Source organism: Dictyobacter vulcani (assembly GCF_008974265.1).
Classification (GTDB): domain Bacteria; phylum Chloroflexota; class Ktedonobacteria; order Ktedonobacterales; family Ktedonobacteraceae; genus Dictyobacter; species Dictyobacter vulcani.
Genome location: NZ_BKZW01000003.1, coordinates 450356 through 464371, shown reverse-complemented (window position 1 = coordinate 464371; position 14016 = coordinate 450356). Strand labels below are relative to the sequence as shown.

11 protein-coding genes are annotated in these 14016 nt (G+C 50.4%); 5 read left to right on the top strand and 6 right to left on the bottom strand.

Annotated elements, in window-relative coordinates:
* Positions 1 to 13 precede the first annotated feature (13 nt).
* Positions 14 to 2005, bottom strand: coding sequence for a YjhG/YagF family D-xylonate dehydratase (locus tag KDW_RS26160; protein WP_151758864.1), 1992 nt, complete (start codon positions 2003 to 2005; stop codon positions 14 to 16).
* Between the two features lie 338 nt (positions 2006 to 2343).
* On the opposite strand from KDW_RS26160, the gene KDW_RS26155 reads away from it, so the two are divergent.
* A complete protein-coding gene (locus tag KDW_RS26155; RefSeq protein WP_162005622.1) occupies positions 2344 to 4644 on the top strand; it encodes a PAS domain-containing sensor histidine kinase in 2301 nt (766 codons plus the stop codon).
* A 46-nt stretch (positions 4645 to 4690) separates the two neighbouring features.
* Here the strand turns inward: KDW_RS26155 and KDW_RS26150 are convergent, their stop codons facing one another.
* Complete coding sequence (locus KDW_RS26150) at positions 4691 to 6760, bottom strand: alpha-amylase family glycosyl hydrolase (protein ID WP_198925561.1); 2070 nt, start codon at positions 6758 to 6760, stop codon at positions 4691 to 4693.
* A 267-nt stretch (positions 6761 to 7027) separates the two neighbouring features.
* Between KDW_RS26150 and KDW_RS26145 the strand changes: the two genes are divergently transcribed.
* Positions 7028 to 7321, top strand: coding sequence for a hypothetical protein (locus KDW_RS26145; RefSeq protein ID WP_151758862.1), 294 nt, complete (start codon positions 7028 to 7030; stop codon positions 7319 to 7321).
* 13 nt (positions 7322 to 7334) lie between these two features.
* On the opposite strand, the gene KDW_RS26140 is transcribed toward KDW_RS26145, so the two are convergent.
* A complete protein-coding gene (locus tag KDW_RS26140) occupies positions 7335 to 7790 on the bottom strand; it encodes a PLD nuclease N-terminal domain-containing protein (RefSeq protein WP_151758861.1) in 456 nt (151 codons plus the stop codon).
* A gap of 300 nt (positions 7791 to 8090) precedes the next feature.
* On the opposite strand from KDW_RS26140, the gene KDW_RS26135 reads away from it, so the two are divergent.
* The 3 genes from KDW_RS26135 (at position 8091) to KDW_RS26125 (ending at position 11112) form a co-directional block, all read left to right on the top strand.
* Complete coding sequence (locus KDW_RS26135) at positions 8091 to 9797, top strand: M3 family oligoendopeptidase (protein ID WP_151758860.1); 1707 nt, start codon at positions 8091 to 8093, stop codon at positions 9795 to 9797.
* 54 nt (positions 9798 to 9851) lie between these two features.
* Entirely contained in the window at positions 9852 to 10526 is a 675-nt protein-coding gene (locus KDW_RS26130) for a metallophosphoesterase (RefSeq protein ID WP_151758859.1), read from the top strand.
* Between the two features lie 286 nt (positions 10527 to 10812).
* Entirely contained in the window at positions 10813 to 11112 is a 300-nt protein-coding gene (locus tag KDW_RS26125) for a GNAT family N-acetyltransferase (protein ID WP_151758858.1), read from the top strand.
* Between the two features lie 62 nt (positions 11113 to 11174).
* Here the strand turns inward: KDW_RS26125 and KDW_RS26120 are convergent, their stop codons facing one another.
* The 3 genes from KDW_RS26120 to KDW_RS26110 all read right to left on the bottom strand — a co-directional run bounded on the left by KDW_RS26120 (position 11175) and on the right by KDW_RS26110 (position 13676).
* On the bottom strand, positions 11175 to 11540 hold the full coding sequence (locus tag KDW_RS26120) for a cupin domain-containing protein (RefSeq protein ID WP_198925559.1): 366 nt from the start codon (positions 11538 to 11540) through the stop codon (positions 11175 to 11177).
* Between the two features lie 86 nt (positions 11541 to 11626).
* Entirely contained in the window at positions 11627 to 12622 is a 996-nt protein-coding gene (add, locus tag KDW_RS26115) for an adenosine deaminase (RefSeq protein WP_151758857.1), read from the bottom strand.
* 298 nt (positions 12623 to 12920) lie between these two features.
* Entirely contained in the window at positions 12921 to 13676 is a 756-nt protein-coding gene (locus KDW_RS26110; protein WP_162005621.1) for a CAP domain-containing protein, read from the bottom strand.
* Positions 13677 to 14016 lie beyond the last annotated feature (340 nt).

The window sequence follows — 14016 nt, the reverse complement described above, 5'->3', positions numbered from 1 at the left end:
ATTCTGCTCGTATCTATGGCTTTTCGTTAACGAGAGCTTTTTTACCAGCTTCGATGACAGCAATGATACGGTCTACATCATAGATGGAGCCTCGCCAGACGCCACCGCTGGCAGATTGCAATGCGGCCCAGAGACGTGTGTCATCGGGTAGATGAGGATCAGGAGCGAGATCTGGATGGGCAGTACGTCCTTTGAGGAGGATAGCTCCTTCTTCAGGTGTGAAGCTTCTGACGCCGTCACCGATGAGGTTGAGCTGCCCATGCAGGTTGATGCGATCAATGATGATCTCGATGATATCACCATCGCGCACTTTCCCTATCGGCCCGCCTGTGAGGGCTTCAGGACCAACATGGCCTATACAGGCTCCGGTTGAGACGCCAGAAAAGCGGGCGTCAGTGATGAGGGCAACATGTTTGCCAAAGGGCAAATGCTTCAGGGCAGCAGTCAGTTCATAGGTCTCTTCCATACCGGTGCCAGCTGGTCCACGTCCCATCAGAACCATAATATCGCCAGCCTTGATCTGGCCGCCTTTGATGGCTTCGATAGCAGCGTGCTCACTGGTAAAGACACGAGCCGGTCCCGTATGACGATAAACACCATCTTCGTCTACCACGGATGGGTCGATGGCGGTGGATTTGATGACAGCACCCTCGGGAGCCAGATTGCCCAGCGGAAACATCACGGTGGAGGTAAGTCCACGGGCATGGGCCGTCTCTGGATCCATGATGACTTCGTCAGGATGAATATTGTCTGCCGCTAACAAGCGCGCACGCACATGCTGGCGGCGCTCAGATTCTTCCCACCAGTTGAGAACTTGATCGAGGGTCTGTCCACTACAGGTATGTACACTGGTATCCAGTAAGCCCTTACGGCGCAGATGGAGCATGACTTCGGGCACGCCACCAGCCAGAAATACACGAACGGTCGGATGGTCTACAGGTCCGTTTGGTAGGACGCTAACCAGACGCGGCACCTGACGATTCACTTCCTGCCAATCCGCGACGTCAGGAATACGCAGTCCTGCGGCGTAGGCGATAGCGGGAATGTGCAGGAGCAGGTTGGTGGAGCCCCCAAAGGCGGCGTGCACAACCATAGCGTTGCGGATCGAGGCATCAGTGAGAATATCCTGCATGCCCCGGCCCAGTTGGATCTGCTGCATCAATGCGCGGGCAGATTGGGTCGCGAGCGCTTCCCAGATCGGTTCGCCAGAGGGAGCAAGAGCCGAGTGGGGAATGGCCATCCCGAGCGCCTCAGCCACAACCTGCGCGGTCGCGGCCGTTCCCAGGAATTGACAACCACCACCAGGGGTCGCGCACGCCCGACAGCCCATCTCGGCAGCCTGCTGCAATGTAATCTCGCCATGTGTGTAACGCGCTCCAATCGACTGTATTTTTCCCGCATCCTCACCATTTTCAGCAGGTAGAGTTACGCCGCCAGGCACCAGGATACCAGGCAGATGTCTGAGTGAGGCCAGCGCCATCAAGGTAGCGGGCAAGCCTTTATCACAGGTAGCTACGCCCATAACCGCCTTACGCGTAGGCAAAGAACGGATCAGGCGGCGCATCACCATCGAAGCATCATTACGATAGGGCAAGGAATCAAACATACCAGTCGTCCCCTGCGTGCGACCATCACAGGGATCACTCACATAGGCGGCATAAGGAACCATACCAGAACGCTTAAACTCACCGGCAGCAGCACGTAGCAAGCGCCCGACTTCCCAATGTCCGGTATGATAACCCAGAGCAATCGGTGAGCCATCTTCCGCGCGAATTCCACCCTGCGTACTCATCATCAAAATATGTTTACCCAAAACTTTCGCAGGCTCCCAGCCCATACCGACGTTTTGCGATAAGCCAAACAAATCTCCGCTGGCCCACTCACGTAACATCTTTGGTGTTAGCGGTAGCTCACCCTGTGGACCCTGGGCGTGAGTTGGAATATTATAGTATAGCTCGGGTTGCTGCACACGAAAAAGTGTTGATAAAGCATCAAGTTCATCCATATTTTTACCGCCTTTGGTTGAGCACTCGTCAAATAATTGAATAAAAAAAGTATACCCGGCAGATCCGCCATTATCAATATACAAACGTTACAGGGAATGAAGCTTTCGCAGCGTTCACAATGAATTATTACAAACCTGTTTATTACCAATATGCTACAAAATAGCTATCTATCTTGCACAGGATTGTTTTTTCTGGCAGAATCACGTATGCTAAACGTGTGGCAATACTGAGCAGTAAATACCATCGGTCTTCTTTCTCCAGTTACTGGATATAGCGAGCCCGCTCCATGACAAATATACAACCAACAGAAGGATATCTGCAGAAAGAGAGAGCTCCGATGGGAAAACATCCACCAGAACAAGAGGAACAAGCTGAACCAAATACTCGACTATCCGGTACACCCCAGGAGATGGAGCGGCGCTTCCAGGCGACCTTTGAACAGGCAGCGGTCGGCATGGCGCATGTGGCTCCTGATGGTCATTTTCTGACGATCAATCAAAAATTCTGCTCGATAGTAGGCTATACACACACAGAATTACTCCAGCACACCTTTCAAGAGATCACTTATCCAGACGACCTATCCGTCGATATAGCCTTTGTCGAGCAACTTTTAGCCGGTGAACGCACAACCTATACCATGGAAAAGCGCTATATCCACCAGAATGGATCTCTCATCTGGATCAATTTGACGGTTTCGCTGGTGTGCGCCGACGATGGAACGCCACAATATTTCATTTCTGTCATTGAGGATATCAGCCAGCGCAAATGCCTGGAAAAAAACCTTCAGCAGCAGAATGAGCTCTTGCAACGGATTATCAATAACGCCCCCGATATCATTGCGCGCTTTGATCACGAACTGCGCCATCTCTCTGTCAATCATACTGCAACCAGAGTCACAGGCCTGGCAGCAGCTGACTTTATAGGCAAGACAAATCGCGAGATGGGAATGCCAGACGCTCAGGTTGAGATCTGGGATAAGGCTTTGCAGGCAGTCTTTGCCACCGGTGAAGTAGGAACTATTGAATTCTCCTTTCCAACACCCGACGGTGTGCACTGGTATCAGTCAAAGCTAACGCCAGAGCGAGATCAGTCCGGTAACATCGTTGCTGTACAGGCTGTAGCACGCGATGTGACAGATCTACGGCAAACACAGGAAAAACTAAAGCGCAGTGAAGCCCGGAGCCAACGCTTATCCGATGCCAATATTATCGGCATTGTTTTTGCAGAAGGCACCCGCATCATTGAAGCCAATGATGCATTTCTACAAATAGTCGGCTACCAGCAAGCAGATGTACAGGCGCAGCGCATCGACTGGGCAACAATGACGCCGCCAGAATATGCCTCACTTGATGAGCACACTCTCCAGCAACTTCAGTCGCGAGGCTCTTGTGCGCCATTTGAAAAAGAATACATCCGCAAAGACGGGAGCCGGATACCAATTCTTATTGGTGCGGCAGCCGTACAGCAAAATCCTTTGCAGTGGATCTGCTTCGTGATGGATCTCTCGGAGCAGAAAAGGATCAATGATGAGCTGGTACGCGCGGCACATGCATTTCAAATGCTGGCCGATCATGTGCCAGACATCATCACTCGCCATGATACCACCACGTTCCGCTACCTCTATGCCAATGCCGCAGTTACACGCGCCACCGGCCTACCACCAGAGGCTTTTCCTGGTAAGACTTCACGCAAATTGGGCATACCAGAAGAACAGTGTCTCTTTTTTGAACAACAACTCACAAAGGTAGTAGAGGCTGGCCTGCCATTCACGGTGGAATACAACTTTCCAATTGATGGTCGGATGCGCCAGTATCAATCGAATTTAATCCCTGAATATGACGGTGATCAGAAAATGATCTCTATTCTGGTGATTACCTATGACATTACAGAGCTTAAAGAACAGGAGTTACGCAAAGATGCATTTATCAGTATCGCGGGTCATGAATTGCGTACTCCGCTTACAGCACTCAAAGGCAACCTGCAACTGGCTGATCGGCAGGTAAACAAACTTCTGTCAGATAGACAGGAACCATCCATACTCCAGGTACGAACTGAACTCCAGACGATTCAGAAACGGTTGGCACGTTCGCTTCATCAAGTAGGACTGCAGCAGCGCTTGATCAACGATTTATTGGATGTCTCACGTATCACAGCCAACAAACTAACCCTCTCCATCGAAGAATGTGACCTGAAAAACCTTGTACATGAAAGCGTAGAGGATCAGCGTACTAATACCCCCACACGAACAATCACACTGGAAATGCAGGTAACAGAACCTGTCATTGTCCGGGCAGATCAGGGGCGCATTGAACAGGTCATTAGCAACTATCTCAACAATGCCATCAGATACTCCAACAAAGATCAACTAATCACCGTTGGCTTAACAGTGCAGGATCAGCAAGCACGCATCTGGGTGCAGGATCATGGTCCTGGCTTATCTGCTGAAGCTCAAAAGCATGTATGGGAGCGCTTCTATCAGGAACCAGGCGTGAGTATCCAAACTGGCTCAGGGGTGGGATTAGGGCTCGGGCTCTACATCTGCCAGACGATCATTGCTCGCCATGGAGGACAGATCGGGGTTGAGAGTGTATTAAAGCAAGGATCAACCTTCTGGTTCACCCTCCCATTGGCTCACTAAAAAATGTGTCCCATCCACATAGTCGCGGATGAGACACATGCAATTACTAGACTACGGCGTAGACTTTAGCTTCCCAGGGAAAAATGGGTTCGCGGCCAGCCCATGCGACCGACACGTTGCGCTCCTGCGTGATTTCACGCCAGCGCATACCTTCTGGCAGTTCGGGCCAGTTGTTGATGCGATATTCAGCGGTTTTCGTGCTGGCATCAGGAGTCATGTAATCGCTAAAGTTGGCGACAACAACCAGCATCGTGCGGCTACCAATTTCACCCCGGATCCAGGCCATGACGCGTTTACCATCATTGAAGTCGCTATGGATAAACGTCGTCTCGTTGCTCCAGAGTTCTTCAGCTTTGGTACGGAGCCGCACCAGTCGGGTCACATGATCAACGATACGCGCACGCCAGGGATCATCCCGACGCTCGAAGTTGACCGCATCCGTTTGCTTGTCAGGTCCTTCAGCAGGTACATCATGCTGGTCAGCAAACTCCTCGCCCGCGAAGATCATAGGAATACCAACCGCGGTGATCAAACAGGTGAAAGCCAGTTTGATCCGCTGCTCTTTCTCATAGATGCCGTTGCTCTCCAGGTAGTCATAGAGCCGCTCGTTCCCATAGCCCTCGACATCATGAGAGGTTACATAGTTGATGGCCTGTGAACCATCGCCAAAACCAATGCGGCGACAATCTACCATCTTCTTGACCATCTCTTCAAAGAGTGGCTCATCAGGATGGCTGCGACCAACAATAGCGGAGCGCACATAGCGCTTAAAGTATTCATTCCACAGGCTATCGATGCGCTGCTCATGCAGCAGGTCCAGTGGCATCGCCAGTTCTTCGCCAGCTACCAGAAAACGCGCACCCGCCGTGTCGGGCTCATTGCGCTGCTCATGCCAGCGTGACTGATAGATGCTATGCGCAGCGGCCTTGAAGCTCTGAATAAAGTCCCAGTTCGCGATATTCACAATACTATCGATACGCACACCATCAATGCGATAATAGCGCATCCAGTGATCAAGATAGGTCAACATAAAAGAGCGGGCCGGAAACAAGCGCTGCTGCTGGCCTGTAAATGGATCATAGCCCTCGACCTCATATTGATACTTAAAGAGGTCACTCCCAAAACCGTCGCGATGCTCACCCTGTGAAAACTCTTCGGGATCACCATCATTGAATTTAATAAAGAAATCAGGAAAGTTAATTGAGCGATATGGATTGCGAGCGGCAAAGGCCATCACAACATCATCAAAGAAGCGCAGACCGTTCTGGTGACAGGCACGAATCAAGCGAGCCAGCTCAGTACCTGGCGCTGGTTTACGATTACGGCCATAGATACCCAGATCATGATCGGCAGTAAAGTAATTGGTAGTTGCGTAGCCCCAGCCACCTTTGACGAAACTATCCGCTGATGGCAACAGCTCCAGCGCCGTAACTCCCAGATCCCGCAGATGGGCGCGGCCTTCTTGCAGGACAGCCAGGCCAAAGAAGCTAAATGGAATCGCACCGGGATCAACCAGGGCCAGTACATCCCGAAATGTTCCCGCTGCAACCTCTACACCGCCCTCTTTACGGGTACGCGCCCAGGTCGCAGGCAACTCATAGATCACCAGTTGCGTGTTGACCGGCAAGGTTTCCAGCGGCGGATCATTACGCCAATCAGGTTGCTGACCATCGGGATCACACGCGATAAGTTCACCATTTTTATACAGCACCACGCCCGCCGGATAGCGATCTTCATCCCCAAACTGCGGATCATCAGGTCGCGGTCCCAGCAAACGCCAATCCACGCTGAGCGCAAATGGATCGGTACACCTGATACGTGGATGACTCTCTTTATAAAGATTACTATCAGTAACCTCGAACCAGTAGTGATAAATCTTACCATTCTCAAGCAGACAGTCTTTGGCTGCGATATCCCACAGATCCGGCCCCTTTGCCGAAGGAGACAATGGAAATGCTTGTTCATCAACCAGCTGAGCAGGCTCGCCGGCTACAAAAGTCCCAATGATCAGACGGGGGACTGGATCTGTCACCGCTGGACGCCAGAGCGCAAAGTGCGTCTTCTTATGTTCCAACAGATCAGCCGCCGGCTGTAGTGGGACATTGACTGCTTGCATGAATGAATTCCTTTCAAAGAAAACTCAGCAGGAACAGTGCTTCTCTATAAGAAAAAGCACAGAAGTTACCTCTCCCTTTGTAATATGTAGCGCAGCCACAAAAAGTGTCAATCCTCCCAAAAGTAGCGGTAGCGCTTGCCGCCGCAACGTGTGGACGTCTGAACAAACAACGCCATAATGAGATTGTTAAAGAGTTTTAACCCTTTTTTTAACGTCCTTATGATAGACTGCAAATAGAGAGATAAAAAAAGGATAGGAATTTATTCTATGCGATTGATTCGACAGAGCGATGGCAGCTATATGCCACAGTTGACGACGATATGGGAGGTTGAGGAATTGGCGGCCCGACCTGATGCCTGGGTGCCTATCTGCCGGGTCGGTAAGGTGGAAGCCATCGGCGAGATTCATAGCGAAACACTGAAGATCCGCCTCTATCCAGAAAGTCAGATCCGCAATCGTGAGATTGTGGCACTGGCTTCCGGAGCGGCTACTTCAACAGAAAATAATACAGAGTCTGACCTGCGGCGAGAGCTTTCTTTGCAGGCAGAAAATTCACCATAAAAATTGACAGAGCTTATTGTGACTGCTGCTGCGTCTGCTCAGGGTAAGTAGCCTGCGGATATTCATATGGATTATAAGCTGGCGCTTGCATTGGCGCTCGCTCTACCGGCTGCTCCTGCTTCTGGGTAGCATATCCCTGACCATAGGGCCGATATGGCTCTGGCTCCGCCGCTGCTCGCTCTGCCGGACGATAATACGGCTCCTGTGGCGGACGCGAGGGCTGATAATATTGTTGCTGCTGTCTCTGCTGCTTTGAAGGTTGATAATAGGCGGTCCGAGCACGAGAACGCAACCGCTTTGGCGCAAATATAAAATACATAATCGCGCCAAAGAAATTAGTCACAAATATAAATATCGCCCAGAACAACCTGGCCGTTCCACTTAAAGCTCGATTCTTGCTACAATGGATCAGTGCAATGATCCAGATAGCTAGTGGAATAATGATAAAAAGTGCATGTCCACTTAGCATATATCTTTATCCTTTCCCCTCGGGATACCATGTTATTTCACCGTAGCGCATGGCTACAATTCAGGCATGCCAGCACTACCTGCCACAAGTAAGCAAGCAGTATACATACGTACTCCACAATAGCATATTTTTTCTATTGTATATACGTAATGAACCTTCTATAGTAGCACAATTATCCGAATCACCCTCTGTCTTTCACTGGTCAGGTCAGATCGCTATCCGATAAGTAACTGGCAAGTTGGACAGACACATCAGCTTCGTTGTAGCATAAAAGCATCTCAATGAAGAAAGGTATCACCTATGTTTAGTCCCCTTCCTCAGACCAGTGAAGAATTTGAGCTTTTAGCGTGGCCGCAGATTGAGCCCTGGTACCGTGAACTTTTACAGGAAACGCTGACGCCAACGAGTTTATCTGCCTGGCTGAAGCAATGGTCAGATCTGAGCGCACTGATTGATGAAACTATGGTGCGCTTTGAGATATCCAGCACTCAGAATACCGCCGATGAAGATGTGGCACGCCGTAAACAACAGTTTTTGCAGCAGATCTATGCACCTGCTCAAACCCAGTCGCAGCAGTTGAAAGAACAACTATTAGCCAGCGGCCTGGAGCCAGAGGGATTTACGATTCCGTTGCGGAATATGGGAGCTGAAGCCGGGCTTTACCGTGAAGAAAATCTTGCTCTTCTCAATCAAGAAAAAGCTCTCAGTGATGAGTATTATCAGGTTGGCGGAGCCCAGATGGTTGATTGGGAGGGAAAAAAGGTCTCGATCATGTCTCTGCACGTTCCGCTGCGCGATCCTGAACGCTCACGCCGCGAGCTAGCCTGGCATACAACCGCGCAGCGCCGCTTTGTTGATCGCCAGAAAATGGAAGCGCTGTGGATTGAAAAGATGCAATTGCGACAACGTATCGCCCAGAACGCGGGACTAGAGAGCTATCGCGAGTATCGCTGGCAGAAACTCTTACGCTTCGATTACACGGCCGCCGACTGTAAAGCATTTCATCAAGCAGTCGAGCAGGTTATCGTGCCAGCATCCAACCAGATCTGGGAGCGGCGCCGCCAGTTATTGAACGTTGACACTCTGCGTCCATGGGATCTTAACGTTAATCCACGCACCACACAGGCTCCTCGTGCGATAACCAATGTTGATGAAGTATTGCAGCAATGTGCAGGCCTGTTTACTCTGGTCCACCCAGATTTGGGACGCTACTTCCAGACCCTGCTACAAGAAAAACTGGTTGACCTGGAAGAGCGGCCCAATAAAGCCCACATGGGCTATAATCTCCCCTTGGAAGTGAAGCGCCGGGCCTTTATCTTCGGGCATCTGGATCTGCCAGCCGAAATCATCTCCCTGGTCTGCCACGAGGCGGGCCACGCATTCCATGTCTTTGAGACGGTTGGGCTCCCCTATATTCAGCAACGTCAGGAAGGTGCAGTGCCAATCGAATTTGCTGAAGTCGCTTCGACCAGCATGGAATTCATCGGCTCCATGTATCTTCAGCAGGCAGGCCTCTGCACTGCCGAAGAGGAACGTCTGTTGCGAATTCAACATCTGGAAAATATGCTCACTAACTATCTACCTACGATTATCCAGGGCGATGCCTTCCAGCAGTGGGCGTATGAGAACTATGAACAGGCTCTCGAACCAGCACAGTGCTCACAAAAATGGATAGAATTAACCAGAATCTATCAACCATCTGTTGATTGGAGTGGTCTGGAAGATGAGGCAGGTATGGGCTGGCTCTGGATCAGCCATTTCTTTGATGAGCCATTTTATTACATAGAATATGCCTTTGCCGCCATTGGTGCCTATCAAGTCTGGAACAACTACCTGCAAGATCCTGAGCGTGCGCTACAGCAGTATCGCCATGCACTCTCGCTCGGCGCTACCCGCAATGTACCAGACCTCTATCAGGCCGCCGGCGCAAAGTTTGCAGGCAATGTTGAAATCCTGGAACTCGTACGAGATCTGACCCTCCAACAGCTAACCACGTTGGGATCCTGAAGCCACCATAAAAATTGGTAGGTGGTGAAAAATAGAGATAAGGGAGCACTATTTATGCAGGATGATGAACTGCTCGATGAGCCAGTGAGCTATAACAGCTATGCAATCGGTGATATCCATGGCGAAGTAACCTTGCTAAAACGCTTGCTCGACCTACTACCTTTTCGGCCCGAGGATCATTTGATCTTTTTAGGGGATTATGTAGATCGGGGCGAGGACTCCATTGCGGTGATCCGCACGTTGCAGGAGATCCAGCAGGCACATCCACATTGCTTTTTTCTACGCGGCAATCATGAGGATGCCTGGCTGGAACAATGGGATGGTACGGCCTTCAGAGAGATACCAATGATGCCTGGTGCGCGCAAAGTATGGGAAAGCTGCGATGGCCAGATACCAGCTGATGTTGGTGAGTGGCTGAGTAAAACACGGATTGATTATGAGGATGCTCACGCCTATTACGTGCATGCAGGCGTTCTGCCAGGGAAGCCTTTCTCGTCAACACCTCCCTTCTCCAAAATGTGGGGGGCCAGAGGTTTTGCGGATCGTGACTATGATTGGGGTAAAACCGTGGTCTTCGGCCATTGGGAACATCCAGCTCCCATGATCAAACACCATAAGATCGGCCTCGATACCGGAGCCTGGCGCACCGGCAACCTTAGCGCCATCCAGCTTCCCGGCCGTCAGATCTTCCAGGTTCATCGCGAAGAAGAAACAAACGATAGTGTTTGATGCCCACACCCCATGGCAAGCGTGCGGCCAGCAGCACTCGGGCGCTAAAGCGCCCATGCTGCTTTTATTATGTGAAATTCTGACACTCTGGCATACCACTGATGAGATCCATGAAACGGTGATCGGGCGGTGTACAAATACTCAAGTCGCTTTGGGCTAGCGTCTCAAAATGAAGATACAGGACTAATAGACGGAATGAATCTACGCGGACACATTGTTTGTATCTTCATTAGTCTCGCTATCACAAACATCAGAACGGGAAGCTTTTATAGAGGAGAGGAGTTTCATGAGCCATAACACAACCAGGATAGAGAACAATAAAGAGAAGCAACAATACGAAATACAACTGGACAATGGTCAGTTGGCAGTCCTGACGTATCAACAAACAGGGGATCGCATTACCTATTTACATACTGGTGTGCCACCGGCCTTTGAGGGCCATGGCCTGGCAGCCGCGCTGGCCCACACCGCCCTTGAAGATGCTCGTGCCGCACATCTTACAGTCATCCCAAGCTGTCCATTTGTCGCGCAATACATTGAACACCATCCAGATTATCAACCATTGGTCGCTAAAGAAGATCAATAAGTGCTACAGAGCACATGAAACCGCATAGAGGGATTCCCGTACTCTCTATGCGGTTTTTTAGATTAGTGGAAGGATTTCCCATAGAGATGACCACCCTGGAAATCCAGGCCCACATACGGTTCATCTCCAACGACCCAGGCATCATGGCCTGGAGCCAGCAATTGCGCATCGCCGGGTCCCAGTTCGCTCTCGCTTCCGTCATTCATACGCACATGCAGGCGGCCCGAGAGACAATAATTGAAATGTGGTACCAGACAACTTGTAGTTCCTGCCACGGGCATCACATGCTCAGACCATTTCCAGCCAGGCTCAAAGGTCAGTTTCATCAATGAGAGTTCCCCAAAATCAATTACCTCGATCTTTGTTTTGGGTAATGACCTGACCTCATCCGGCCTGTTGAAGCCTTTTGTCTGCATTTCTGTCTGCATATTTCCTCTTTTCTCACATGTAGATGTGAAAGAATAAACCTGATTGACAGAACTACATACAGCAACAATGGTAGAGGATCTCTAACTTAATCACAAGCAGCGTAGGCTTCCTGCAAGCGCTCTTTAAGCCTGTGCTTCAGTTCTGCCGGAATGAATGCGGCTTCTACTGCATACAGATTACACGTGAGAAAGTCTTGTTTGTTCCATTGAAAATTGGCATGCAACTGTTCATACTCGCGCTTCAGCGTCACTGGTGTAATCATGCGGCAGTCTGTATTAACATTCAGTGCAACACCCTGGCGATACAAATAGTCGATGGGATGATCGGCATAGATATCATAGATATTGGTCTGTAGATTGGACATTGGGCAGAGCTCAAGATGGATGCCTTCGGCCCGCAGTTTGTCGAGCAGATTAGGATCCTCACTGCTGCGTACGCCATGACCGATGCGGGTAGGCTGCAGATGCTCCAGGGTCTCCCAGACGCTGGCGGCTCCTCTGGCCTCGCCTGCATGCGCGGTCCGTGCCAATCCATGCTCAATCGCATATTGAAATGCTGGAATATGCGCGTCAAGTGGATAGCCCGCTTCATCACCTGCCAGATCAAGTCCAGCGACGGTCGTTCCCTGAAATTGCTCGACCAGACGGACCGTTTGCAGGCTCTCTTCGGCGGTAAAATGACGCAAGGCGCAGAGCAGGAGCCGCGCTTCAATCCCGGTCTCGGCGCTAGCTTCACTGGTTGCAGCCTCAACAATCCTCACCACCTCTGCTGGAGTTAAACCTTGCTCGGTATGCAACAAGGGTGCAAAACGAATCTCAGCATAGATGACATTATCGCGCTGCAACTGAGCAAATAGATCCTTGACCACCAGGCGCAAATGTTGCGGGGTCTGCATCAAAGCAATACCCATCGGGGCACGTTTTAAAAAATCCACTAGATTGATACATTTAGCGGGAGCCACAAATTCACGATGATAGATCTCTTCCGTCACCGTCGGATCAATAGTATGTACCACCTCATAGCTCAGTGAACAATCCAGGTGCAGGTGCAGTTCCACTTTGGGATAGGCATGTATGTCCATAATGTTTCTTTCTCATCAATAAAAACCAGAACAGGATAAGTATTGCTATTTTACATCAGGGATCAACCGTACAGCTTCACCAAAGGGAATGCTTTTGGTATCCAGTCCTCCAACTGAGAGGATCCACAAGACAGGTAGGGAAGGGGGTTCATCAGGAAACGCACCGTAGCCATCGGTGAAATAGACGCAGGCGACCAGTTTCACGTCTGCGCGACCTCGCGCAAACGTGAAACTGGTGACAACTACGGTTGGTGGTCTCTCATACGTGAAGAGGTTGCAGCGGCAAGCACTACCGCTACTAGATACCGGCGAAATCTTCGGTCAGCCAGATGCGACTATGGGCAGTATCAACCAGGACGTCAACACCTACCATGGTACAGCCGGTTGAGAGAATATTGCGGCGATGGCCATCATCGGGAGGCTGTTCGCCAAACATGGCCTGGTTTAATCCAACCGAGGCGTTGGTAGGATCGCCATAGCCAACACCAATATTTTCTGCGGCTGCAACCCAGTTGACTCCGGCCTGACGCTCACGATCACCAAAATAAGCTTCTCCGGGAAGCTGGTGGGAAAGTTGATTGGCGGCGGCCATTGTAAGATTATGCTTATGAGCACTCTGGACCAGCTGTGCGCTCCAGATATATGGTGCCAGTCCCTTGCTCGCGCGCTCCTGATTGATCAAGGCAAATACAGCTTGAGCTGCTGACTGCACGCTATTGCCACCTGAAACTGGTGGTTGCGCTGGTACGATAGGTGCCGCGGTAGGTGGAACGGGAGTTGGCACAACTCCCGGGGCAGTTGTCGGTGCCACGGTCGGCACTACAATCGGAGCGGTCGTCGGTTTTGGCTTCATCGCAATATTGACTGGCGTCGCGGTTGGTTTCTTAGCCGTTGGTGTCTTACTGGTCGTGTGAGGGGTGGGAGAAGGGACCACATTTGATGTATCTCCATTTCCTGTGGCACCAGTAGGTGCGCTTTGTCCACCACATGCTGCCAGCAGTAGCATACAAAATATAGCACTCAGTAACCATTGCGAACTTTGTAGTCTCTTCATCACAAAAAAACGTTCCTTCTTAAAATACTCTGCCTCAAAAGAATGCATCATCACTGCTCATAGAAAAAGCGTAATTTCTCTATACAGTATTGTAAGAATACAGTACTTGGAGTACCCTGTGTCCAATATACTGGAAAAACTGGTACTTTCCTATTATAGCGATTGAAGATATGGCTAAATCTTTACCAGCAAAAATCCATCAACTCCAGATCGTCAACCGCTTTTACTCATCTATAACCTATAGCGTTACGCATCTTTTAAGGTGACATGCCAGAGTACTTTACCAGTGACCGTGATGGCCTACGGCATGGAGGATAATGGGCGCATAGCGATCATAAAG

What these genes read in the sequence shown, in the direction of transcription:
- KDW_RS26135 (WP_151758860.1), top strand. Translation starts at nt 8,091, where the DNA reads ATGTTTAGTCCCCTTCCTCAGACCAGTGAAGAATTTGAGCTTTTAGCG.
- add (WP_151758857.1), bottom strand. Translation starts at nt 12,622, where the DNA reads ATGGACATACATGCCTATCCCAAAGTGGAACTGCACCTGCACCTGGAT.
- KDW_RS26160 (WP_151758864.1), bottom strand. Translation starts at nt 2,005, where the DNA reads ATGGATGAACTTGATGCTTTATCAACACTTTTTCGTGTGCAGCAACCC.
- KDW_RS26130 (WP_151758859.1), top strand. Translation starts at nt 9,852, where the DNA reads ATGCAGGATGATGAACTGCTCGATGAGCCAGTGAGCTATAACAGCTAT.
- KDW_RS26150 (WP_198925561.1), bottom strand. Translation starts at nt 6,760, where the DNA reads ATGCAAGCAGTCAATGTCCCACTACAGCCGGCGGCTGATCTGTTGGAA.
- KDW_RS26120 (WP_198925559.1), bottom strand. Translation starts at nt 11,540, where the DNA reads ATGCAGACAGAAATGCAGACAAAAGGCTTCAACAGGCCGGATGAGGTC.
- KDW_RS26155 (WP_162005622.1), top strand. Translation starts at nt 2,344, where the DNA reads ATGGGAAAACATCCACCAGAACAAGAGGAACAAGCTGAACCAAATACT.
- KDW_RS26125 (WP_151758858.1), top strand. Translation starts at nt 10,813, where the DNA reads ATGAGCCATAACACAACCAGGATAGAGAACAATAAAGAGAAGCAACAA.
- KDW_RS26110 (WP_162005621.1), bottom strand. Translation starts at nt 13,676, where the DNA reads ATGAAGAGACTACAAAGTTCGCAATGGTTACTGAGTGCTATATTTTGT.
- KDW_RS26145 (WP_151758862.1), top strand. Translation starts at nt 7,028, where the DNA reads ATGCGATTGATTCGACAGAGCGATGGCAGCTATATGCCACAGTTGACG.
- KDW_RS26140 (WP_151758861.1), bottom strand. Translation starts at nt 7,790, where the DNA reads ATGCTAAGTGGACATGCACTTTTTATCATTATTCCACTAGCTATCTGG.